This window comes from Actinomadura hibisca NBRC 15177, from assembly GCF_001552635.1.
GTDB classification, from domain to species: domain Bacteria; phylum Actinomycetota; class Actinomycetes; order Streptosporangiales; family Streptosporangiaceae; genus Spirillospora; species Spirillospora hibisca.
On sequence record NZ_BCRO01000001.1, the window covers coordinates 91305 to 112268 of the forward strand.

Sequence of the window (20964 nt, forward strand, 5' to 3'; positions counted from 1 at the left end):
TTTACCCACCTAATTAGTAGGCATCTAGGCGTACGCCTTCCCAGTGCCCCGGCGCGTTCGACTTCCACCCGGCTCCGCTGTGACCCGGGCCACCCTGTTACCCGCGGTAACTCGCAAAGGTGCTACCGTTGGTAACACGGGATATTGGAGAAAGGGTCAATAACGATGACGAGCACCGAGCAGGCGGGCTTCTCGCTGGAGCCGAGCGAGGACGTCAGCGAGGTCCAGAAGTGGGTGCACGAGTTCGCGCGCGACGTGATCCGCCCCGCCGCCGAGGAGTGGGACGAGCGCGAGGAGACCCCCTGGCCGCTCATCCAGGAGGCCTCCAAGGTCGGCATCTACTCGCTGGACTTCTTCGCCACCCAGTGGCTGGAGCCCACCGGTCTCGGCATCCCGGTGGCCTTCGAGGAGCTGTTCTGGGGTGACGCCGGCATCGCGCTGTCGATCGTGGGCACCGGCCTGGCCGCCGCCTCCGTCGCCGCGGTCGGCACCCCCGACCAGGTCGCCGAGTGGGTCCCGCAGATGTTCGGCACCGCCGACGACGTGAAGCTCGGCGCGTTCTGCGCCTCCGAGCCCGACGCCGGCAGCGACGTCGGCTCCATCCGGGCCCGCGCCGTCTACGACGAGGCCAAGGACGAGTGGGTGCTGAACGGCACCAAGACCTGGGCGACCAACGGCGGCATCGCCGACATCCACGTCATCGTCGCCTCGGTCCACCCCGAGCTGGGCAGCCGGGGCCAGGCCAGCTTCATCGTCCCGCCGAACACCCCCGGCCTGAAGCAGGGCCAGAAGTTCAAGAAGCACGGCATCCGCGCCTCGCACACCGCCGAGGTCATCCTCGACAACGTGCGCGTGCCGGGCGGCCTGATCATCGGCGGCAAGGAGAAGTTCGACGAGCGCATCGCCCGCGTCCGCGAGGGCAAGAGGGCCAAGGGCCAGGCCGCGATGAAGACCTTCGAGACCACCCGCCCGACCGTGGGCGCGATGGCCCTCGGCGTCGCCCGCGCCGCCTACGACTACGCGCTGCAGTACGCCACCGAGCGCGAGCAGTTCGGCAAGAAGATCGGCGACTTCCAGGCCATCGCGTTCAAGCTGGCCGACATGAAGTGCCAGATCGACGCCGCCCGCCTCATGGTGTGGCGCGCCGCCTGGATGGCCCGCACCGGCAAGGACTTCACCAGCGCCGAGGGCTCGATGGCCAAGCTCATGGCCTCCGAGGCCGCCGTGCGCGTCACCGAGGAGGCCATCCAGATCCTCGGCGGCAACGGCTACACCCGCGAGTACCCGGTGGAGCGCATGCACCGCGACTCCAAGATCTTCACGATCTTCGAGGGCACCAGCGAGATCCAGCGCCTGGTGATCGGCCGCACCGTCACCGGCCTGCCGGTCCGCTGAACCGATGCCCGCGCCACCGCGTCCCGGCACGGCCTCAGGGCCGCGCCGGGACGCGTTCGGGGACCGTTCGGGGAACGGGTCAGCCGAAGCCGATGCCCCACGCGTCGGCGCTCGGCCGGGTCGCCGCCGGGTCGCAGCGCCGCGAGCCGCGGTGGCCCGGCTCGCGCCGGGCGGTCTCGTGACGCTCGGTGACGCGGGCCACGGCGCGGCGCGGGGACCGCAGCAGGTCGCCCTCCTGCGGCCCGGACTCCAGCAGCACCTTGCGCTCCTGGCCGGTCCAGGGCCGGGCGGGCCCGCTGTCGGCCTCGACCTTCACCACGGTGAGGGAGCCGTCCACCGACGGCCCCTCGCCGCCGGCGACCTCGAACAGGTAGCGCAGCGAGGTGCGGCCGACCTCGGCGACGCGCAGGCCGACCTCGACGACCTCGTGCCGCCACAGGCGGTGCCGGTAGCTGGCGGTGTAGTTCACCCGCGGCATGATCGGCAGGTACTCCAGGCCCAGCCGGTGCAGCAGCGTCTGCTCGGCGGCCTCCACCCAGCGGATCACCGTGGAGTGGTGGTAGTGGCCCGTGACGTCGGTGTCGCAGAGTTCTATGCGTTGCAGGACGCGGACGGCGGCGGGTTGCCCGGACATGGCTCACCTCGTGTTTCTGCAGGGGAATGCGGAGATCACCTCGAAACTAGGCGGATCGTGCACGGAGGGCAAGCAGTTGATCACTCTGGGTCACGTGTGTCGCGCGGCGGGCGCCGCCGGCCGGGTCACCTGGCGGCGGCCGGGCCCGGACGCTGGCGTAAGGTGAGCGGATCATGACGGGAGCGGGCGCGGGCACGGGCGGGGCGCAGGCGGGGTCGCGGCGCGACCCCGGCCGGCGGCGCGCCCTGCTGGAGGCCGCCGACCGGGTCATCCAGCGGGAGGGCCCGGAGGCGTCGATGGCCGCCATCGCCGCCGAGGCGGGCATCAGCAAGCCGATCCTGTACCGGCACTTCGGCGACAAGAGCGGCCTGTACCAGGCGCTCGCCGAGCGGCACACCCGCAAGCTCGTCGAGGGCATCCGGGAGGAGTTCTCCCGGGTGGGCTCGGTGCGCGCCCGCACCCGTTCCACGATCGAGACCTACCTGGCCACGATCTCGGCCAACCTCCACCTGTACCGCTTCCTGATGCACCGCGCCAGCGCCGAGGACGCGGCCACCCACAGCGCGATGAGCACCATGATCCGCGGGGTGAGCCGGGAGCTGGCCGAGGTGATGATCGCCGACGCCGGCATGACCGGCCCGGCCGAGCGCACCCGCGCCTACGTGTGGGGCCACGCGGTGGTCGGCATGGTGCAGACCGCCGGCGACTGGTGGCTGGACCACGCCGACGAGGTGCCGCGCGAGGCCGTGGTGGACGGGCTGGCCGACCTGATCCTGGACGGGCTCCCGGCGGTCGCCGCCGAGGGCCGCGTCCTGGAGTTGTTCCGAGAATGACGAATACCGAGGTGACCGTGCAGACCGACCTGCGCCCCGAGCCGGCCGTCGAGACCGACCGGCGCCCCTGGGGCGGCTTCGAGCGCTTCACGCTGAACGAGCCGTCCACCGTGAAGCTGATCCACGTGGACCCGGGGCAGCGGCTGAGCCTGCAGCGCCACCGCGACCGCGACGAGCTGTGGGTCGCGCTCGACCCCGGCGCGGTGTTCGAGGTGGCCGGGCGCCGCATCCTGCCCGAGGTGGGCGAGCGGGTGTTCATCCGGGCGGGGGAGACCCACCGGCTGAGCTCCGCGGGCCCGGCGGTGCGGGTCATGGAGATCGCGTTCGGGACGTTCGACGAGGACGACATCGAGCGCCTGGAGGACTCCTACGGCCGCGCCTAGCCCGCCTGTCCGCCGCCGCCCGCCCGCGTGACGCGGATCGTGGTCGATCCGCGCGGCGATCCCTGCCAGGATGGCAAGTGATCGCTTATCGGCGGCGTGGGAGGGCGTGCGGATGGACCTCGACCGGCTGGCCGGGCCGCTGGCGGACGTGCTCGCCGGGCACTACGGGCCCGGCGTGCGGGTGCGCGGGCTGGGCCGCGCGGCGGGCGGCTCGTCCCGGACGACCTGCTCGTTCGATGCCGTCACGGCGGCGGGGGAGGAGCACCCGCTGATCCTGCGGCTCGGCGCGCAGGACGTCGGCATGGGCGTGCCGCTCGTGCGCGAGGCCGCGCTGATGCGTGCCGCCGGGGCCGCCGGGGTGCCGAGTCCGGCGGTGGTCGCGGCGGGTGACGGGGACGGTCCGCTCGGCGCGGAGTTCGTCGTCATGGAACGTGTCGAGGGCGAGACCATCCCGCGCCGCGTCCTGCGCGATCCCACCCTGGCGGAGGCCCGCGCCGGGCTGGCCGTTCGTTGCGGCGAGATCCTGGCGGCGGTGCACCGCATCCCGCCCGAGGACGTGCCCGGCCTCGATGCGGCCGACCAGTTCGACACCTGGCGGGCCGTGCTGGAGGCGACCGGACGGCCCCAGCCCGCGCTGGAGTTCGCGTTGCGCAGGCTGGAGCAGGATCGGCCGCCCGCGCGACACACGACCGTCGTGCACGGCGACTTCCGCAACGGCAACCTCATCATCGGCCAGGACGGCGTGCGCGCCGTCCTGGACTGGGAGCTGGCCCACCTCGGCGACCCCATGGAGGACCTGGGGTGGTTGTGCGTGAAGGCGTGGCGGTTCGGCGCGGAACCCCCCGTCGGCGGCTTCGGCACCTACGAGCAGCTGGTGGACGGCTACGAGCGCGCGAGCGGCACGACCGTCGACCGGGCCGCGCTGCGCTGGTGGGAGATGTTCGGGGTGGCGCGCTGGGCCGTCATCTGCCTGATGCAGGCGCAGCGGCACCTCACCGGCGGCGAGCGGTCGGTGGAGCTGGCGGCGATCGGCCGCCGCGTCGCCGAGAACGAGTGGGACCTGCTGCGGATGTTGCCCTGACCCTTGCTACTTGATCAGGTGCGCGTAGACGATGACGTTGTCGCGGTAGGAGTGGTCGCTCTTGTCGTAGGAGCCGCCGCACGTCACCAGCCGCAACCCCGCGTAGCGCACCTCCCCGTACACGCGGCTGCGCGGGAACTCCCACTTGGGGACCTGCTCGACGGCGTCCACCTGGAACACCGCCTTCTCGTGGTCCTGCCGTACGACGGTGACGCGCGCGCCCGGCTTCAGCTTGTGCAGCCGGAAGAACACGGCCTCGCCGTCCAGGTCGTCGTAGTGGCCGAGCAGCACCGCCGGTCCCCGGCTGCCGGGCGCGGGCCCGTGCTCGTACCAGCCCGCGTCGCCGGAGCGGGCGAACGGCGGCACCTGCACGGTGCGGTCCTCGTTCTGCCCGACCCGGATCACCTTGGCCTTCACCTTGATGCCGGGGATCTCGATCCGCGCCGGGGGCGAGGCGGGCAGCTCCGGCCCGTCCGGGATGTTCCACAACGCGCGCGGCCCGCCCTGGTCGCGGTAGTGCGGCGCCTCCTGCTGGCCGCGCACGCCGTGCCCCATCGCGAGCGCGCCCAGCACCACCAGGCCGCCCGCGACGAGAACGCCGCGGTTAGGCCCGCCCACGGGCCCGCGACCGCAGCAGGGCCGCGCCGCCGATCCCGGCCGCGCCCGCCACCAGGGCCATGCCCATGCCGGTCCACGGCAGCTCCGGCCCCTGCGTGCCGCCGCCGCCCGTGGTCGCCCAGCCGTGCGGCTGCCGGTCGTGGTCGTTGTCGGTGCCGCCCTGCTTCACCCGCACCGTGCCCTGCTGGGAGTAGTTGGAGGTGATGCACTTGGCCTCGACCCGGTAGGTGCCGGGCCGGTCCTTGGCGACCCGCACCGAGACGCTGAACCAGCCGTCGTTGACGACGCCCTTGCCCTGGGCCGCGCCGGAGATCGACACGTAGCGGTCGGTGTCCTTGCAACCTCCGGCGACGGTGACGGTCTGGCCGGGACGGGCGACCGACGGGTCGACGTCGAGGTCGTCGGCGTGCGCGACAGGCCCGAACGCGGCGAGGCCCGTCAGCAGCGCCCCCGTGAGCAGCCCTGTGCGGACGGCGGCTTTCGTGTGCACCCTGTCCCCCCGAGATCCTGAGTGTGCCTCTGGTCGTCCTCGCGGAACGTGATTCCCTGACCACACGTCGATCAAGGGGGCGCGGGGGCTTTCTTTGCCGAGTCTTGTGGGCCCGACGGGCGGGTCGCGGCCCAGGGGGCAACGGCTCAGCGCAGGCCGAACTCCCAGGTCCGGCCCTCGGCGTACTCCTTCAGGATGCGGCGCGCGGTGGTGGTGACGTGCACCTCGTCCGGGCCGTCGAAGATGCGGCCCGCCCGCGCGTGCCGGTACATGTGGTCCAGCGGCGTGTCCCCGGTCAGCCCCTCGGCCCCGTGCACCTGGATCGCGCGGTCGATGACGTTGTGCAACATCCGCGCCGCCGCCACCTTGACCGCCCCGATCTCCACCCGCGCCCGGTCCCCGGAGTCGATCTTGTGGGCGGCCTGGAGCGTGAGCAGCCGGGCCGCCTGGATCTCGGTGTAGGAGTCGAACACGTGCTGCTGGAGGAGCTGCTTTTCGGACAGCGGCCCGCCGAACGCGCTGCGCTGGTGCAGCCGCGCGCACATCAGGTCGAACGCCCGCTGCGCCTGCCCGAGGAACCGCATGCAGTGGAAGATGCGGCCGGGCCCGAGCCGCTCCTGCGCGATGACGAAGCCGTGGCCACGCGGCCCGAGCAGGTGGTCCTCGGGCACCCGGACCTCGTCGTAGAGCACCTCGCAGTGCCCGCCGTCCAGGCCGAGCACCGGGGTGTCGCGCACGATGGTGTAGCCGGGGGTGTCGGTCGGCACCAGGATCATGCTGAACGACAGGTGGGGCGAGGCGTCGGCGGGCTCGGTGCGGCACATCACGGTGGTGTAGGCGGCCCGGTCGGCGAGGGTGGTGAACCACTTGCGGCCCCGGATCACCCACTCGCCGCCCTCCAGCGTCGCGGTGGTGGTGAGCTGGGTGGGATCGGAACTGGAGATGCCGGGCTCGGTCATCGCGAAGCTGGGGTAGATGTCGGCCTGCACCAGCGGCTTGAGGAAACGCTCGCGCTGGGCGTCGCTGGCGTGGCGGTGGAGCATCAGCGAGTCCTGCAACGTGAACGTGCCGAGCGCGAGCTGCCCGAACTCGCTGCGGCCCTGCACCTCGTTGACGTACACGTAGTCGAGGAACGGCAGCCCGCCCCCGCCCAGCTCGACGGGGTGGCCGAGCGCCCACAGGCCCTCGTCCTTGGCTTGGCGCTGGAGATCGCGCAGCAACCGCTCGGCCTGCTCGCCGCCGGCGCGCAGTTCGGGCTCGGCGGGCTCGACCCGTTCGGTCATGAAGGCGTGGACGGCGTCGCGGACCGGCCGCACGGACGCGGGCATCTCGAAGCTCATGATCCCTCCTCGGGCTAGAATCGCATTCTGTCCGAGTCGAGGGAGATGCGCGATGCCCCCGCCGCACGACGCCCCGTCCGCCGCCGAACTGGTCGCGGCCGTCCGCGAGTTCCTGGAACGCGACGTGCTCGGCGCGCTGGAGGGACGCACCCGCTTCCACGGCCTCGTCGCGATCAACTCGCTGGCGATCGTGGAACGGGAGATGGAGTTGGGGCCCGAGCAGGCCGCCCGGCACCGGGAACGGCTGCGCGCCTTCGGCTGCTCCGACGACGCCGCCCTGGCCGCCGCCATCAGGGCGGGCGACCTGGACGACCGCCACGACGAGCTCAAGGCGGCGCTGCTCGACGCCGTCCGCGACAAGCTGGAAGTGGCGAATCCGGCCTACCTGGACGGCTGACGCCGCCCACGCAGACCGGATTCGCGCGGACTCCACGGATCAGGTGCTGGAGGACAGCTCCAGGTCCTTCACCTTCGGGTCTCCCTCGTCGGCGGTGTAGTCCGCCTCGCGGGTAGCGTCCACGCCGTCGGCCACCTTCGCGCCGCGCAGCACCAGCGTCACGACGACGGCCAGGACCAGGTTCACGGCCAGCGCCAGCACGCCCACGTACACCGTCATGGTCGTGTCGAAGCCGAACTCGCTCAGCTTGAAGGCCGAGCCGCCGAAGTGCTCCTTCTTCTTGGCCACGTTGGGGATCTGGTAGAGCATCCACAGGCCCGCGATCAGGCCGCCCGCCCAGCCGACGACCAGCGCGCCGCGGTGGAACCAGCGGGTGACCAGGCCGAGGCCGACCGCCGGGAGCGTCTGGAGGATGATGACGCCGCCGATGAGCTGGAGGTCGATGGAGAACTCGGGGTCCAGCAGCAGGATGCAGGCCACCGCGCCGACCTTGACGACCAGCGACACCAGCTTGCTGACGGTCGCCTCCTCCTTCTCGGAGGCGTCCTTGCGCCAGTACTCGCGGTAGATGTTGCGGGTGAACAGGTTCGCCGCGGCGATCGACATGATCGCGGCGGGCACCAGCGCGCCGATGCCGATGGCGGCGTAGGCGACGCCGGTGAACCAGCTCGGGAAGGTCTGGTCGAACAGCAGCGGCACCACGGTGTTGGTGTCGACCTTGCCGTCGGTGGTGATCGGCTTGACGCCCGCCGCGATGGCCATGAAGCCCAGCAGCGCGATCAGGCCCAGCACGAAGCTGTAGGCGGGCAGCGCCGCCATGTTGCGCTTGATGACGTTGCGGTTCTTGCTGGCCAGCACGCCGGTGATGCTGTGCGGGTACAGGAACAGCGCCAGCGCGGAGCCCAGCGCGAGCATCGCGTAGTTGAGCTGGTTGCTGCCGTCGAGCAGGACGCCGTCGTTCGGCGCCGGGGTCTTGTCGAACTTGGCCTGCGCGGCGTCGAAGATGCTGCCCCAGCCGCCCAGCTTGCTGGGGATGTAGAGCACGGCCGCGATGATCACGATGTAGATCAGCACGTCCTTGACGAACGCGATCAGCGCGGGGGCGCGCAGCCCCGACTGGTAGGTGTAGGCCGCCAGGATCGCGAACGCGATGATGATCGGCCAGTGCCCGTGCACCCCCATCGCCTTCAGCACCGCCTCGATGCCGACGAGCTGGAGCGCGATGTAGGGCATGGTCGCCACGATGCCGGTGAGCGCGATGACCAGCGCCAGCGTGGGCGAGCCGAACCGGGCCCGCACGAAGTCGGCCGGGGTGACGAAGCCGTGCACGTGCGACACCGACCACAGCCGGATCAGCACCAGGAACACCAGCGGGTAGACCACGATCGTGTAGGGCACGGCGTAGAACCCGGCCGCGCCCGCGCCGAACACCAGCGCCGGGACCGCCACGAAGGTGTAGGCGGTGTACAGGTCGCCGCCGATGAGGAACCAGGTGATCCAGCTGCCGAAGTTGCGGCCGCCCAGGCCCCACTCGTCCAGGCTCTCCATGGAGGTGGGGCGGCGCCACCGCGCGGCGACGAAGCCCATGCCGCTGACCACCAGGAACAGCACGCCGAAGATGATGAGTTCGGTGAGGTGCTCGCTCGACACGGCTCAGCCCTTCTTCCGGGTCATCCGGTAGACGAGGACCGTGCAGGCCACGCCCAGCGGGATGAAGCAGAGCTGGATCCAGTAGAAGGCCGGGAATCCGGCGATCCTGGGCTCGTCCCTGTTGAACAGCAGGGTGAGCAGGGGCAGGACGACCGGGACCACCAGCAGCCAGTTCCATGGGCTGCGGTCGGTCCGGCGGGGTTCCGGCGGCGGGTCTTGCGCGGCCACGGATTCTCCTCGTTGCGTGGGCAGGGCACGGGGTGTCCGTATGGTGAGACGATCCGCGCCCCGGGGATGGGTGGCGTGAGCCTACTGGCCCAGGGATCACGGGAGGATCTCGGTCGCGGCACGACTTTGCCGGAACGTTCCAATATGTGGACGTGCAGGTCAGAGCAGAGATAGTGGACGATGCGTCAGCAGCGGGTCACAGGGTGCGGGGCGCAGGTACCGGTCACACGGTGCGGTCGGCGGCGGTGCGCGGTTCGTGCCGCACGTCCTCGGGCCGGTCCAGCTCGCGGGTCCAGGCGGCGAACTCCACCAGGATCCCGTCGGGGTCCTTGAAGTAGATCGACCGCACGAACACGCCCTCGTGCATCTCCTTGGCCACGCCGAACTCGCTGTCGTCGTGGTTGAGCAGCACGCCGACGTCGATCCCCTTGGCGACGAGCCGGTCGCGGTACTCCTCGATGCGCTCGGGCGGCACGTCGAAGGCGATGTGGTTCATCGACCCGACCGCCGACAGCAGCTCGCCCCGGTCGGGCAGGTTCTTGGGCGCCGACACGCCGGGCACGCCCTCGGGCGCGTCGGGGAACCAGAAGAACGCCAGCGCGTTCTCGCCGCCGCAGTCGAAGAAGAAGTGCTGGCCCCAGCCCATCGGCAGCTCGATGGTCTTGATCAGCGGCATGCCCAGCACGCCCTGGTAGAAGTCCACCGTCGCCTTCATGTCCCGGCAGACCAGGGCCAGGTGGTTGACGCCGCGCAGCTCGAACTCGGTGTTGACCCGGTCCACGGCGGTCCTCCCGCGCCTCGCGTGCAAGTGATCCCTTGCGTCCATCCTGACAGGAACTGGCCGCGAACAGAACCCCGCCCGACCCGTGCCCGGCCCGCACGCCGACCCGGGCGCTTGGCCCGCACCCCCGCGACCCGGTACCCTCGCCCCATGCGAACCGGAGACCGCCAGTGGTGGTGGCGCCGCTGAGGCGGCGCCGGTTCTCGCACGTTCGACTTCCAGGCGACCGCCCCGTCCGGCGGTCGTCTCGCGTTTCCCGACCGGACGGGGCCCGACCACGAGGGGCCACCCACGGTGGAGACCGTCCCGCACCAGCCGCTGACCACCGAGTTCGTCACCGCCGGTGGCGTACGGGTGACCCGTACCGCCACGCCGGTCGATTCCGAGCGCAAGTCCGACGTGCTCAACGCCCTCGTCGCCGCCGTGGGGGAGCGGCGCGGCGGCGTGCTCAGCTCCGGCATGGAGTATCCCGGCCGCTACAGCCGCTGGCACATGGCCTACCTCGACCCCTGCCTGGAGCTGGTCGCGCGCGGCCGCACCGTCACCGCCGAGGCGCTGAACGACCGGGGCCGGGTGCTGCTGCCCGCGCTGGCGGAGGTGCTGCGCGGCACCGGTGAGGTCGTGGCCGACGAGCCGGGCCGGTTCGCCGTGCACGTGCCGCCGTCCGACGGGTTCTTCCCCGAGGAGGAGCGCAGCCGCCAGCCCACCGTCTTCACGGCGCTGCGCGCCGTCGTCGACCTGTTCCGCTGCGACGACCCGCACCTCGGCCTGTACGGCGCGTTCGGCTACGACCTGACGCTCCAGTTCGAGCCGCTGCGCACCCGCCTGGAGCGCCCCGACCACCAGCGCGACCTGGTGCTGCACCTGGCCGACGAGATGGTGGTGGTGGACCGCAAGCGCGAGACCTCCCACCGCATGTCCTACGAGTTCGAGGTCGGCGGCGCGAGCACGGCGGGGCTGCCGCGCGCCACCGAGCCGACGCCGGTCCCGGTCGCCGCCGAGCTGCCGCCGCAGCCCGTCCCGGGCGTGTACGCGCAGATGGTGCGCGACGCCAAGGACAAGTTCGTGCGCGGCGACCTGTTCGAGGTGACGCCGGGCCACGCCATGTACGGGCGCTGCACCTCCCCGGCGGCCTTCTTCGAGCGGCTGCGCGAGACCAACCCCGCGCCGTACGAGTTCATGTTCAACCTGGGCGAGGGCGAGTACCTGGTCGGGGCGTCGCCGGAGATGTTCGTGCGGGTGAGCGGCGACCGGGTGGAGACCTGCCCGATCGCGGGCACGATCCGGCGCGGCGGCGACGCGCTGGAGGACGCCGAGCAGATCCGCACCATCCTCACCTCGGCCAAGGACGAGTCCGAGCTGACGATGTGCACCGACGTGGACCGCAACGACAAGTCGCGGGTGTGCGTGCCCGGCAGCGTCAGGGTGCTGGGCCGCCGCCAGATCGAGCTGTACTCGCGGCTGATCCACACCGTCGACCACATCGAGGGGCGGTTGCGCCCCGGTTTCGACGCGCTGGACGCCTTCCTCACCCACATGTGGGCGGTGACCGTCACCGGCGCGCCCAAGACGTGGGCGATGCAGTTCATCGAGGACCACGAGGACGCGCCGCGCCGCTGGTACGGCGGCGCGGTCGGCTGCGTCGGCTTCGACGGCTCGATGAACACCGGGCTGACGCTGCGCACCGCGCAGATCCGCGACGGGATCGCCACCGTCCGGGCGGGCGCGACGCTGCTGTACGACTCCGACCCCGACGAGGAGGAGCGCGAGACGCACCTGAAGGCCAGCGCGCTGCTGGGCGCACTCGCCGCCTCCGAGGGCGAGGCCGCGTCCGGGGCCGCCGGTGCCGCGCCCGCCGCCGAGCGGGCCGAGGCCGGGCCGGGCGACGGGCTGAAGGTGCTGCTGGTCGACCACGAGGACTCCTTCGTCAACACCCTGGCCGACTACTTCCGGCAGCAGGGCGCCGAGGTCGTCACGCTGCGGCACGGCTTCCCGGCGCGGATGCTGGACGAGCAGGCCCCCGACCTGGTGGTGTTGTCGCCCGGCCCCGGCCGCCCGGACGACTTCGCCGCCGGAAAGCTGCTGGACGACCTGGACGCGCGCGAGCTGCCGGTGTTCGGCGTGTGCCTGGGCCTGCAGGCCATGGTCGAGCACGCCGGGGGCGAGCTGGGGCTGCTGCCCGAGCCCGCGCACGGCAAGCCCGGCCGGGTGCGGGTGACCGGCGGCGAGCTGCTGGCGGGGCTGCCCGCCGAGTTCACCGCCGCCCGCTACCACTCCCTGCACGCCACCCCCGAGCAGGTGAAGGGCTTCGAGGTCACGGCGCGGACCGGCGAGGTGGTGATGGCGATCGAGGACCCGGAGCGGCGGCGCTGGGCGGTGCAGTTCCACCCGGAGTCGATCCTGACGGCGGCGGGCGGCGCGGGGCACCGCATCGTGGCGAACGTGCTGGAGTTGTGCCGCAAGCGGGCGAGTTAGGGACGAGAGGCGGGCCGCCGATCGTGCTCCAACGCGCAGGTCGGGAGATTAGTGTCCTGATAGAACGGTGATTTCGGACACCGTAGCGATGATCCGCGTTTGTCCCGGTCAGGGGCGGGGATCTTGGCGCCATGGCTACGATTCTCTGGCTCATCGCCGTCATCATGATCATCGCCGGGATCTACGTGATCATCGCCCGGCGCGACCTGCTGTGGGGGATCGTCCTCATCGTTCTCGGCTTCCTGGTCGGCCCCGGCGGCGTCAGCATCTTCAACCCTTGACGCCCCCGTAACGGCCGGCCGCCAGGCGGACGGTCGCGGCGTGGCGCTCGCGCAGCTCGCGCGGCGCCACGACCTCGACCTCCGCGCCCAGCCGCAACAGCTGGTCGAGCGCGACGTCCGGGGACTCGACGGGCAGGGTGGTACGCGTCCACCCGTCCGCGTCGGGCTCCCCGGCCGTCGCGACGGCCCGCTCGACCGCGTACGGCTCGGCCACGTGCCGCAGCGCGCGCATCCCGGCCGGGCTCAGCCGCACGGTGATCTCCTCTTTCAACATCGACCGCACGAACCGCTCCGCTTGCCCGGCCCAGTGACCGGGCAGGTCGAACCCCTCGTCCCGCTCGAACACCGCCCCGGTGGGGGCCACCGCCGCCACCCGGTCCACGCGGTAGGTGCGGGCGCTCCCGTCCACCCGGGCCACCAGGTACCAGGTGCCGTTCTTGAGCACCAGCCCGTAAGGCTCGGCCACGCGCAAGACCTCGCCGTCCCGGCCCTTGCGGTAGCGCAGCTCCACGACCTCGTCGCGCCACACCGCCCGCGCGAGGTCCCGCAGCAGCGGCGGCGGCCCGGACTCCCCGAACCAGCCGGGCGCGTCCAGATGGAACCGCTGCCCCGTCCGCGCCGGCGCGTCCCGCAATGACGACGGCAGCGCCGCCAGCACCTTCAGCTCGGCCGCCGCGACCGCGTCGGCCAGCCCCATGTCACCAGCCGGGCCCGGCAATCCCGCCAGGAACAGCGCCTCGGCCTCCTCGCGGCTCAGCCCGGTCAGCCGCGTCCGGTACCCGCCGACCAGCCGGTACCCGCCGCGCCGCCCCTGCTCGGCGTAGACCGGCACCCCGGCCGCCGACAGCGCCTCCACGTCCCGGTACACCGTGCGCTCGGACACCTCCAGCTCGCGGGCCAGCTCGGCGGCGGTCATGGCCTCCCGCGACTGGAGCAGCAGGACCATCGAGATGAGGCGGGACGCGCGCATCGCACCATCCTGACATTCTTGTGTGAGATACCCGCCTCCGCCCTGTTCTGCGAGGTGGGAGCGTTGCTAGCGTCCCCGGCGTGACCACCCTTACCCCCGCTTCGACGGCGTTCATCGACGCCCTGCCCAAGGTCGAGCTGCACGTCCACCTGGTGGGCTCGGCCTCGGTCCCCACCGTGCTGGAACTGGCCCGGCGGCACCCCGGCGGTCCCGTCCCCACGGACGAGGCCGCGCTGCGCGACTTCTACGTCTTCCGCGACTTCCCGCACTTCGCCGAGGTGTACCTGGCGGTGTCGGACCTGGTGCGCGACCCCGAGGACGTGGCGACGCTCGTGGTCGGCATCGGCCGCGACCTGGCCGCGCAGCGGGCCCGCTACGTCGAGCTGACCGTCACGCCCTACAGCCACCAGCGCGTCGGCATGCCCATGCCCGCCATCACCGAGGCGCTCGACCGCGCCGTGGTGGAGGCCCGCGCGGCGTACGGCATCGAGATCGCCTACATCTTCGACATCCCCGCCGAGTTCGGCGACGACGCCGCGCGCGGCACGCTCGCGCACGCCCTGGAGCACCCGCCGCAGACACTGGTCGGGTTCGGGATCGGCGGCATCGAGCAGGTGCGCGCCAAGCACCGCGACTCCTTCCGCGACGCGTTCCGGGCCGCCCGCGCCGCCGGGCTGCGCAGCCTGCCGCATGCCGGGGAGATGAGCGGGCCGGAGACGATCTGGGAGGCGCTGGAGCACTACGGCGCCGAGCGCATCGGGCACGGCATCAACTGCCTGGCCGACCCGCGCCTGGTCGCCCACCTGCGCGAGACGCAGATCCCGCTGGAGGTGTGCCCGACCTCGAACGTGTGCACCGGACAGGTCGCGTCCCTGGCCGAGCACCCGCTGCCCCGGCTGCTGGCGGAGGGGCTGTTCGTGACCCTCAACAGCGACGACCCGCCGATGTTCGGCACGACGCTGACCCGCGAGTACCAGGTCGCGGCGGAGGTGCTGGGGCTGGACCGCGACGGGCTGGCCGCCGTCGCGCGCAACGCGGTGCTGGCCTCGTCGCTGGACGAGGCGGGCCGCCGCACGATCCTGGACGAGATCGACGCGGTGGTGGCCGCGCACTGAACGCCCGGCCGCGCCGGGGTCAGTCCTCCGGCGCGGCCGCCACCTCCACACGGGTGTCGTGGAAGACCGGGCCGCCGCCCATGTCGGTGTCGCGCTCGTCCACGACGGCGTTGACGTTCGCGCCGCCCGCGAACTTGGCCCAGTGCCCCTTCGTGGTCGCCGCCACGCCCGGCCGCACCACGTCGCTGATCTCCAGCACGCCTTCGAACGCGCCCCGGTCGTTGTGGGCGCGCACCCGCTGCCCGTCGGCCAGGCCGCGCGCGGCCGCGTCGTCGGGATGCAGCCGCAACACCGGCCCGCCCGACCTGCGGCGCAGCTCGGGGTTGCTGCCGAACACGGTGTTGAGGAAGTGGTGCGAGGCCGCCGAGATCAGGGCCAGCGGGTAGCGCGCGGCCCGCTCGGGATCGGCGACCTCGGCGGGCGGGATGTAGCCGGGCAGCGGGTCGTGGCCCTCGCGCGCGGCGCGCTCCGACCAGAACTCCAGCCGTCCCGAGGGCGTGGGGAACCGCTCGGCATACGGCAGGAACGGGTCGGGCACCGCGAGCCGCACGAACCCCTCCTTGCGCAGCCGGTCCAGGGTGATGCCCGCCAGCCAGGGGTCGGGGGAGTTCAGCGCCTGTTCGGCGAGGCTCTCGTCGGAGTCGTACAGCGCGGGTTCGGTCAGGCCCATGCGCCGCGCGAGCCGCCGGAAGGTCTCGGTGGCGGGCAGGCACTCGCCGGGCGGCGCGACGGCGGGCTCGTTCCAGGCCAAGTACAAATGGCCGTAGCCGTCGTGGAGGTCGGCGTGCTCGTGCTGCTTGGTGGCGGGCAGCACGATGTCGGCGTAGTCGGTGGTGTCGGTCGGGAACTGCTCGACCACCACCGTGAACAGGTCCTCGCGCGCCAGGCCGCGCCGCACCTTGTTCTGGTGGGGCGTGCTGCCGACTGGGTTGGCGGCCAGCACGAACAGCGCCTTGACCGGCGGGCCGTCGATGTCCAGCAGCCCTTCGCCGAGGCGGCTCATCGACAACGTCCGCACCGGCGCGGTGCGCAGGTCGTCGCGGTAGAGCGCGGCGCGGTTCAGCCTCATGTGCTGCGAGGTGGACCCGGCCACGCCGCCGCCCAGCCGCGCCCAGTCGCCGGTGACGGCGGGGATGCAGGCCAGCGTGCGCAGCGTCGTGCCGCCGCCCGCGTTGCGCTGGAGGCCCTGCGTGGCGCGGATGGCGGTCGGCCGGGTGCGCGCGATCCGCTCGCCGAGCGCCACGATCCGCTCGGCGGGGACGCCGGTGATCTCGGCGGCGCGGGCGGGCGGGAACTCCGCTATGCGCTCGGCGAACTCCGCCCAGCCGAGGGTGTGGTCGCGCAGGAAGTCCTCGTCCTGCGCGCCCAGGCCGACGATCACGTGCAGCAGGCCGAGCGCCAGCGCCGCGTCGGTGCCCGGCAGCGGGGCCAGGTGCTCGTCGGCCTGCTGGGCGGTCCGGGTGCGCACCGGGTCGATCGCCACCACGTGCGCGCCGTCCTTGCGGGCGGCCTGCACGAACTTCCACACGTGGTGCCCGCTGGTGAGGGGGTTGGTGCCCCACAGCAGGATCAGCTTGGCGTGCGCGAGGTCCTCGGGGTCCATGCCCGCCGCCGACCCGACCGTGTAGCTCAGCCCGGCGTTGCCCGCCGAGGAGCAGATGTTGGCGTCGTGCCCGGAGGCCCCCAGCACGTTGAAGAAACGGCGGCCGGGCTGCCCCTCCTGGCCCTGGAGGTAACCGAGCGTCCCGGTGCCCCAGTACGGCCAGATCGCCTCGCCGCCGTGCTCGGCGACCACACCGTCCAGCCGCGTGGCGATCTCGTCCAGCGCCTCGTCCCAGGTGATGCGCTCGAACCGGCCCTCGCCCTTCGCGCCGACCCGGCGCATCGGGTACCGGATGCGGTCGTCCTGCGCCGAGTGCTCCAGCCACCGGTTGACCTTGGTGCACAGCGCGCCGCGCGTGTAGGGGTGGTCGGGGTTGCCGCGCAGGCCGACCGCCTGGCCGTCCTTGACGGAGACGACCCACGAGCAGCCGTCGGGGCAGTCCAGCGGGCAGGCGCCCAGGACCTTCAGCTCGGTCACAGGTCCGCCTCCAGCCGGTCGTCGAGGTAGGCCGCCACGTCCGGGCTCTCCGGCCGCGTCAGCACGTGCCGCAGCCAGGCGCGCCGCTCGTGGTCGTGCACGGCGCCTTCCCAGACGCAGAACACCGCCGGGGTGGGATGCGGCGCGAACGCGCCCGGATCGTCCAGCGGCGCGGAGTACAGGCGCTGGTGCAGCTCGTTCTCCCCGGCCCACCAGTCGAAGAGGGCGAAGCAGTAGTCGCCGCCCCGGTGGACGACCACGAAGCCGAGCCCGTAACGGTCGGGATCGGGACCGCCGTCCAGCACGGCGGGGGAGGGGAACACCTCCAGGGCCAGCCTCAGCGCGGCCTCGACCGCCTCCGCCGGGGGCCGCTCGCCCTCGGAGGTGATCCCGTACACCTTGAGCCGCCACCCGGCGCTCTCGTGGAGCGCCAGGAACCGGATCGGGCGGGGGCGATGGGGACCCCGGACCGGGACGAGCCGCGACATGACGCCTCCGAGCCTTCCGAACGGGCGAAAGCCCCAGTCTGAGGCATAGCCTCATGAGTGTCACCCTGAGACGCACATTACGTCGCTGGTGGGACCACCCCCGCGCGCCCCGCCCACTACCCTTGCGGAGGCCGAGAAGCGACGAGGGGGAGGACCACCGATGGGCGAGGCGTTCGAGCCGGAGTTCCGCAACGATGTGACGGTCGAGCTGATCAAGTCGGCGGCCTCCGACGCCGACGTGTTGTGGGCGGCCCGGGTCTCCACCAAGGGGGAGAGCTCGCTCGCCGAGGTCGAGGCCGACCCCGAGCGCTCCAAGGGCCTGATCAACTACCTGATGCGGGACCGGCACGGCACCCCGTTCGAGCACTCCTCGATGACCTTCTACGTGCAGGCCCCGATCTTCGTGTTCCGCGAGTTCATGCGGCACCGCACCTTTTCCTACAACGAGGAGAGCGGCCGTTACCGCAGGCTGGAGCCGGTCTTCTACGTCCCCGGCCCCGAACGCAGGCTGGTGCAGGAGGGCCGTCCGGGCAAGTACGTGTTCGTGGAGGGCACGCCCGAGCAGCACAAGCTGGTCACCGAGGCGACCAAGGACAGCTGCCGCCGGGCGTACGCCGCCTACACCGAGATGCTGGAGGCGGGCGTCGCCCGCGAGGTCGCGCGCGGTGTGCTGCCGGTGGCGCTGTACTCGTCGATGTACGCGACCTGCAACGCGCGGGCGCTGATGAACTTCCTGTCGCTGCGGACCAAGCGCGAGGACTCGACGTTCCCCTCGTTCCCGCAGCGCGAGATCGAGATGGTCGCGGAGCGGATGGAGGAGCAGTGGGCGGCGCTGATGCCGCTGACCCACGCGGCCTTCGAGGCGAACGGCCGCGTCTGCCCGTAGGGCCGCGTCAGAACAGGCGGGCGGCGCTCGGGTGGTCTTGGGCGCCGTCCACCGGGACGTTCGCGCCGTTGATGCCGCTTGCCCTCGGCGACAGCAGGAAGCAGGCGGTGTCGGCGACCTCGTCCACCGTCACCAGGCGGCCTGCGGGGAAGTCCTCGCGCTCGAACGCGGCGAAGCGCTCGGGGTTTGCGGCGCGGAACCGATCCCAGCCGCCGCCCTCGAACAGCACCGAGCCGGGGCTGAGCGCATTAACCCGGACACCCCGATCCGCCAGCTCCTGGGCCAAGACAGCGGCCAAGTGAATCTCGGCGGCCTTGGCGGCGGCGTAGGAGGACTTCGGGCCGGCCTTCCAGCCGGTGATCGAGGAGATGATGAGCACGCTGCCGCCGGCCGGCAGATGGGGAACCGCACAACGCACCGCGTGCGCGGCGTGCAGCACATTCACCTCGAAGGTATGGGCCCAGTCCCGCGGGGTGGACTCCAGCAGCCCGCCACCAGCCGACCCGCCCGCATTGGCCACCAACAGATCCAGGCCGCCGAGCCGCTCGGCGCTCTCATCGACCGCCCGCCCGAGCGCATCGGGGTCGGTGACGTCGGCGACCACACCAAAGCCGCCCAGCTCACGGGCCGCCTCCGCCAGCCGGGCCTGATCGCGGGCGCAGATCGCGACCGACGCGCGCCCTCGGCCACCAGACCGCGCGCGATGGCGAGGCCGATCCCCGCGCTACCGCCGGTGACCAGCGCTTTCTTGCCCGCCAACCCCAGATCCATGGCCAGATCATCGCAGACCCGATAGGGGTCTGGGCTTCTGGACGGCGCTGGGCCAGGGTAGGGAGGCATGGCCGACATCACGATCTCCGCCGGTTCCTGGGAACTGCCCGCCTACCTCGCCGTGCCCGAGGGGGAGGGGCCGTGGCCCGCCGTCGTCATCATCTTCGAGGCGTTCGGCGCCAACGCCGACATGCGAGCCCAAGCTGACCGGTTTGCCCAAGAGGGCTACCTAGCGGTGCTGCCCGACCTCTATCAAGGCGCACCCTGGTACCGCTGCGTGCGCAAGGCGGTGCGCGACCTGCTGGCGCGGCGGGGCCCGAGCTTCGCGCACATCGAGGCGGCCCGCGCGTGGGTCGCGGGGCGCGAGGACTGCACGGGCCGCGTGGGCGTGGTGGGCTTCTGCCTGGGCGGCGGGTTCGCGCTGGTGGCGGCGGCGCAGCAGGACTTCCAGGCGGCCTCGGTCAACTACGGCATCCTGCCGCGCCACGCCGAACGGGTGCTGGAGGGCGCGTGCCCGATCGTGGCGAGCTACGGCGGCCGCGACCGGACCCTGCCCGGGGCGGCCCGACGTCTGGAGCACACGCTGACGGTGCTGGACGTGCCGCATGACGTGAAGGAGTACCCCGAGGCGGGGCACAGCTTCCTGACGGGGACGTCGGTGCCCTGGCCGCTCAGCGTGGTCGCCAAGGTGACCTTCGGGATCGGCAAGGGCGTAGAGAATGCGGCCGACGGCTGGGAGCGCATCTTCACGTTCTTCGGCGAGCACCTAGCGGCTAAAAAATCTACAACGTAAAGGTGCTCACCCTCCAGAAACCGCCGGAAGAATATGCACCTCACCCCCATCAACGAGGGGAGTGGCCAGCAGCGCAAGATCGCGGACGTTATCAGCACCAACGAACACGTTGACGTGCTGACGCAGGACGCCGCGCTCATCCCGGACCCGCCGCTCCACAGCGGGCAACTCCGTAGCCAACACATCCAGCAGATCACCGACCGTGCTCCCGGCGGCGACCTCGACGGGCACCGCACCACGCGCACCCGCCGCCTCGCGCAGCGCCCCAGGCAGCCGGACGGTGACGTTCACACCACCACCGCCCGCACGCACAGAACATCCGGGAGGTGCCGGACGACCTCGGTCCACGACTCGCCCTCGTCGCGGCTGGCGTAGACGCAGCCGTCGCGGGTGCCGAAGTAGATCCCGGCGGGGTCGGCGGCGTCGGTGCAGAACGCGTCGCGGAGGACGGTGGCGTAGCAGGGCTCGTCGGGCAGGCCCGTGGTGAGGGGCCGCCAGGTGCCGCCCGCATCATCAGAACGGCACACCTGGTAGCGGTGCCCGGCGGGGGTGCGGTCGGCGTCGGCGTGCAGCGGGAGCACGTAGACGGTGTCGGGCCGGTGCGGGTGCACGGCGATGGGGAAGCCGAAGTCGGCGGGCAGCCCGGCGTCGATGCGGGTCCAGGTGGCCGCGTCGTCGTCGCTGCGGTAGACGCCGCCGTGGTGCTGGAGGAAGAGCCGCTCGGGCCGGTCGGGGTGCAGGCCGACCTTGTGGACGCACTGGCCGAACTCGGGGTAGGGGTCCTCGGGCAGGAAGTCGGCCTGGATGCCCTGGTTACGGGCCTGCCAGGTCGCGCCGCCGTCGGTGCTGCGGTAGACGCCACCGGTGGAGATGGCGACGGTCAGGACGTCCGGGTCGCTGGGATGGGGCAGGATCGTGTGCAGGCAGAGCCCACCCCCACCCGGGTGCCACAGCGGCCGGTGCGGATGCTCCCAGAGCCCTTCGACCAGCGCGAAGGAACGCCCGCCGTCCTCGGAACGGAACAAGGCGGCAGGCTCGACGCCCGCATACACCACACCCGGCTCCGTGGGCGAGAACGCGAGCTGCCAGATCCCAGCGAGCGAAACATCAGCCGAAGCGGGAAACGCGATCGGCGCATCCTCAGCATCCTTGGCGGGCTCACTCCAGGTGCGACCCCCATCGGTCGACTCGACCAGCGACACACCCCAGAAGGGACTGTCGACCGCGGCCAGGGTGCGACCCCCGGCGGGATCAGCAGCGACGGCGGTAACGGAG

23 protein-coding genes are annotated in these 20964 nt (G+C 72.2%); 10 read left to right on the forward strand and 13 right to left on the reverse strand.

Features of this window, described 5'->3' with window-relative positions; translation table 11 throughout:
* Window positions 1-165: 165 nt before the first annotated feature.
* Window positions 166-1395 (forward strand): acyl-CoA dehydrogenase family protein, encoded by a 1230-nt coding sequence (locus tag AH6_RS00400; RefSeq protein WP_067471500.1) that lies wholly within the window; start codon window positions 166-168, stop codon window positions 1393-1395.
* Between the two features lie 79 nt (window positions 1396-1474).
* Here the strand turns inward: AH6_RS00400 and AH6_RS00405 are convergent, their stop codons facing one another.
* Complete coding sequence (locus AH6_RS00405) at window positions 1475-2029, reverse strand: acyl-CoA thioesterase (RefSeq protein ID WP_157431188.1); 555 nt, start codon at window positions 2027-2029, stop codon at window positions 1475-1477.
* Window positions 2030-2202: 173 nt separating this feature from the next.
* Here AH6_RS00405 and AH6_RS00410 point away from each other — a divergent pair, with 173 nt between their 5' ends.
* The 3 genes from AH6_RS00410 (at window position 2203) to AH6_RS00420 (ending at window position 4326) form a co-directional block, all read left to right on the forward strand.
* Complete coding sequence (locus AH6_RS00410) at window positions 2203-2862, forward strand: TetR family transcriptional regulator (protein ID WP_067471503.1); 660 nt, start codon at window positions 2203-2205, stop codon at window positions 2860-2862.
* Window positions 2859-3245, forward strand: coding sequence for a phosphomannose isomerase type II C-terminal cupin domain (locus AH6_RS00415; protein WP_067471506.1), 387 nt, complete (start codon window positions 2859-2861; stop codon window positions 3243-3245). The genes AH6_RS00410 and AH6_RS00415 overlap by 4 nt, the downstream gene beginning before the upstream one ends.
* A gap of 70 nt (window positions 3246-3315) precedes the next feature.
* Window positions 3316-4326 (forward strand): phosphotransferase family protein, encoded by a 1011-nt coding sequence (locus tag AH6_RS00420; RefSeq protein WP_067471509.1) that lies wholly within the window; start codon window positions 3316-3318, stop codon window positions 4324-4326.
* A 6-nt stretch (window positions 4327-4332) separates the two neighbouring features.
* Here AH6_RS00420 and AH6_RS00425 read toward each other — a convergent pair whose 3' ends face one another.
* From AH6_RS00425 to AH6_RS00435, 3 genes are all read right to left on the reverse strand, one after another.
* The gene (locus AH6_RS00425) at window positions 4333-4944 is read right to left on the reverse strand and encodes a class F sortase (RefSeq protein WP_067471514.1); all 612 of its coding nucleotides are present in this window, start codon (window positions 4942-4944) and stop codon (window positions 4333-4335) included.
* Window positions 4931-5434, reverse strand: coding sequence for a hypothetical protein (locus AH6_RS00430; protein ID WP_067471517.1), 504 nt, complete (start codon window positions 5432-5434; stop codon window positions 4931-4933). Before AH6_RS00430 ends, AH6_RS00425 begins: the two co-directional genes overlap by 14 nt.
* Before the next feature lie 146 nt (window positions 5435-5580).
* Window positions 5581-6774 carry an acyl-CoA dehydrogenase family protein gene (locus AH6_RS00435; protein WP_067471520.1) on the reverse strand — a complete coding sequence of 398 codons (1194 nt, stop codon included), beginning with the start codon at window positions 6772-6774 and terminating at the stop codon, window positions 5581-5583.
* Between the two features lie 52 nt (window positions 6775-6826).
* On the opposite strand from AH6_RS00435, the gene AH6_RS00440 reads away from it, so the two are divergent.
* Complete coding sequence (locus AH6_RS00440) at window positions 6827-7171, forward strand: DUF6285 domain-containing protein (RefSeq protein WP_067471523.1); 345 nt, start codon at window positions 6827-6829, stop codon at window positions 7169-7171.
* A 39-nt stretch (window positions 7172-7210) separates the two neighbouring features.
* Here the strand turns inward: AH6_RS00440 and mctP are convergent, their stop codons facing one another.
* From mctP to AH6_RS00455, 3 genes are all read right to left on the reverse strand, one after another.
* Window positions 7211-8821 carry a monocarboxylate uptake permease MctP gene (mctP, locus tag AH6_RS00445; protein WP_067471526.1) on the reverse strand — a complete coding sequence of 537 codons (1611 nt, stop codon included), beginning with the start codon at window positions 8819-8821 and terminating at the stop codon, window positions 7211-7213.
* A 3-nt stretch (window positions 8822-8824) separates the two neighbouring features.
* A complete protein-coding gene (locus AH6_RS00450; protein ID WP_067471529.1) occupies window positions 8825-9049 on the reverse strand; it encodes a DUF3311 domain-containing protein in 225 nt (74 codons plus the stop codon).
* A gap of 223 nt (window positions 9050-9272) precedes the next feature.
* The gene (locus tag AH6_RS00455) at window positions 9273-9830 is read right to left on the reverse strand and encodes a VOC family protein (RefSeq protein ID WP_169807777.1); all 558 of its coding nucleotides are present in this window, start codon (window positions 9828-9830) and stop codon (window positions 9273-9275) included.
* Window positions 9831-10124: 294 nt separating this feature from the next.
* On the opposite strand from AH6_RS00455, the gene AH6_RS00460 reads away from it, so the two are divergent.
* Window positions 10125-12305, forward strand: a complete 2181-nt coding sequence (locus AH6_RS00460; RefSeq protein ID WP_083982078.1) for an anthranilate synthase component I — start codon at window positions 10125-10127, stop codon at window positions 12303-12305.
* Between the two features lie 131 nt (window positions 12306-12436).
* On the forward strand, window positions 12437-12586 hold the full coding sequence (locus AH6_RS44500; RefSeq protein ID WP_169807778.1) for a GPGG-motif small membrane protein: 150 nt from the start codon (window positions 12437-12439) through the stop codon (window positions 12584-12586).
* Here AH6_RS44500 and AH6_RS00465 read toward each other — a convergent pair.
* Window positions 12576-13556 carry a helix-turn-helix transcriptional regulator gene (locus tag AH6_RS00465; RefSeq protein WP_067471534.1) on the reverse strand — a complete coding sequence of 327 codons (981 nt, stop codon included), beginning with the start codon at window positions 13554-13556 and terminating at the stop codon, window positions 12576-12578. The genes AH6_RS44500 and AH6_RS00465 overlap by 11 nt on opposite strands.
* An 80-nt stretch (window positions 13557-13636) precedes the next feature.
* On the opposite strand from AH6_RS00465, the gene add reads away from it, so the two are divergent.
* Window positions 13637-14671 carry an adenosine deaminase gene (gene add / locus AH6_RS00470; protein WP_067471537.1) on the forward strand — a complete coding sequence of 345 codons (1035 nt, stop codon included), beginning with the start codon at window positions 13637-13639 and terminating at the stop codon, window positions 14669-14671.
* Window positions 14672-14690: 19 nt separating this feature from the next.
* Here add and AH6_RS00475 read toward each other — a convergent pair whose 3' ends face one another.
* Window positions 14691-16751 carry a molybdopterin-containing oxidoreductase family protein gene (locus AH6_RS00475; RefSeq protein WP_245679101.1) on the reverse strand — a complete coding sequence of 687 codons (2061 nt, stop codon included), beginning with the start codon at window positions 16749-16751 and terminating at the stop codon, window positions 14691-14693.
* Entirely contained in the window at window positions 16748-17239 is a 492-nt protein-coding gene (locus AH6_RS45560) for a hypothetical protein (protein ID WP_067471539.1), read from the reverse strand. The genes AH6_RS00475 and AH6_RS45560 overlap by 4 nt, the downstream gene beginning before the upstream one ends.
* Before the next feature lie 160 nt (window positions 17240-17399).
* Between AH6_RS45560 and thyX the strand changes: the two genes are divergently transcribed.
* Window positions 17400-18125, forward strand: coding sequence for an FAD-dependent thymidylate synthase (thyX, locus tag AH6_RS00485; protein WP_067471541.1), 726 nt, complete (start codon window positions 17400-17402; stop codon window positions 18123-18125).
* Window positions 18126-18132: 7 nt separating this feature from the next.
* On the opposite strand, the gene AH6_RS00490 is transcribed toward thyX, so the two are convergent.
* Window positions 18133-18789: an SDR family NAD(P)-dependent oxidoreductase gene (locus AH6_RS00490; RefSeq protein ID WP_307190379.1), complete on the reverse strand. Its 657-nt coding sequence runs from the start codon at window positions 18787-18789 to the stop codon at window positions 18133-18135.
* Window positions 18790-18963: 174 nt separating this feature from the next.
* Between AH6_RS00490 and AH6_RS00495 the strand changes: the two genes are divergently transcribed.
* Window positions 18964-19689, forward strand: coding sequence for a dienelactone hydrolase family protein (locus AH6_RS00495; RefSeq protein WP_067471543.1), 726 nt, complete (start codon window positions 18964-18966; stop codon window positions 19687-19689).
* A 6-nt stretch (window positions 19690-19695) separates the two neighbouring features.
* Here the strand turns inward: AH6_RS00495 and AH6_RS00500 are convergent, their stop codons facing one another.
* Together AH6_RS00500 and AH6_RS00505 are read right to left on the reverse strand one after the other, a co-directional pair.
* Window positions 19696-19980, reverse strand: coding sequence for a ubiquitin-like small modifier protein 1 (locus AH6_RS00500; RefSeq protein ID WP_067471546.1), 285 nt, complete (start codon window positions 19978-19980; stop codon window positions 19696-19698).
* Complete coding sequence (locus tag AH6_RS00505; RefSeq protein ID WP_307190378.1) at window positions 19977-20714, reverse strand: WD40/YVTN/BNR-like repeat-containing protein; 738 nt, start codon at window positions 20712-20714, stop codon at window positions 19977-19979. The genes AH6_RS00500 and AH6_RS00505 overlap by 4 nt, the downstream gene beginning before the upstream one ends.
* Between the last annotated feature and the right edge of the window lie 250 nt (window positions 20715-20964).

Bases quoted from the DNA above. Each gene is read 5' to 3' on its own strand.
- AH6_RS00400 (WP_067471500.1), top strand. From the start codon at position 166: ATGACGAGCACCGAGCAGGCGGGCTTCTCGCTGGAGCCGAGCGAGGAC.
- AH6_RS00405 (WP_157431188.1), bottom strand. From the start codon at position 2,029: ATGTCCGGGCAACCCGCCGCCGTCCGCGTCCTGCAACGCATAGAACTC.
- AH6_RS00410 (WP_067471503.1), top strand. From the start codon at position 2,203: ATGACGGGAGCGGGCGCGGGCACGGGCGGGGCGCAGGCGGGGTCGCGG.
- AH6_RS00415 (WP_067471506.1), top strand. From the start codon at position 2,859: ATGACGAATACCGAGGTGACCGTGCAGACCGACCTGCGCCCCGAGCCG.
- AH6_RS00420 (WP_067471509.1), top strand. From the start codon at position 3,316: ATGGCAAGTGATCGCTTATCGGCGGCGTGGGAGGGCGTGCGGATGGAC.
- AH6_RS00435 (WP_067471520.1), bottom strand. From the start codon at position 6,774: ATGAGCTTCGAGATGCCCGCGTCCGTGCGGCCGGTCCGCGACGCCGTC.
- AH6_RS00440 (WP_067471523.1), top strand. From the start codon at position 6,827: ATGCCCCCGCCGCACGACGCCCCGTCCGCCGCCGAACTGGTCGCGGCC.
- AH6_RS44500 (WP_169807778.1), top strand. From the start codon at position 12,437: ATGGCTACGATTCTCTGGCTCATCGCCGTCATCATGATCATCGCCGGG.
- AH6_RS00465 (WP_067471534.1), bottom strand. From the start codon at position 13,556: ATGCGCGCGTCCCGCCTCATCTCGATGGTCCTGCTGCTCCAGTCGCGG.
- AH6_RS45560 (WP_067471539.1), bottom strand. From the start codon at position 17,239: ATGTCGCGGCTCGTCCCGGTCCGGGGTCCCCATCGCCCCCGCCCGATC.
- thyX (WP_067471541.1), top strand. From the start codon at position 17,400: ATGGGCGAGGCGTTCGAGCCGGAGTTCCGCAACGATGTGACGGTCGAG.
- AH6_RS00495 (WP_067471543.1), top strand. From the start codon at position 18,964: ATGGCCGACATCACGATCTCCGCCGGTTCCTGGGAACTGCCCGCCTAC.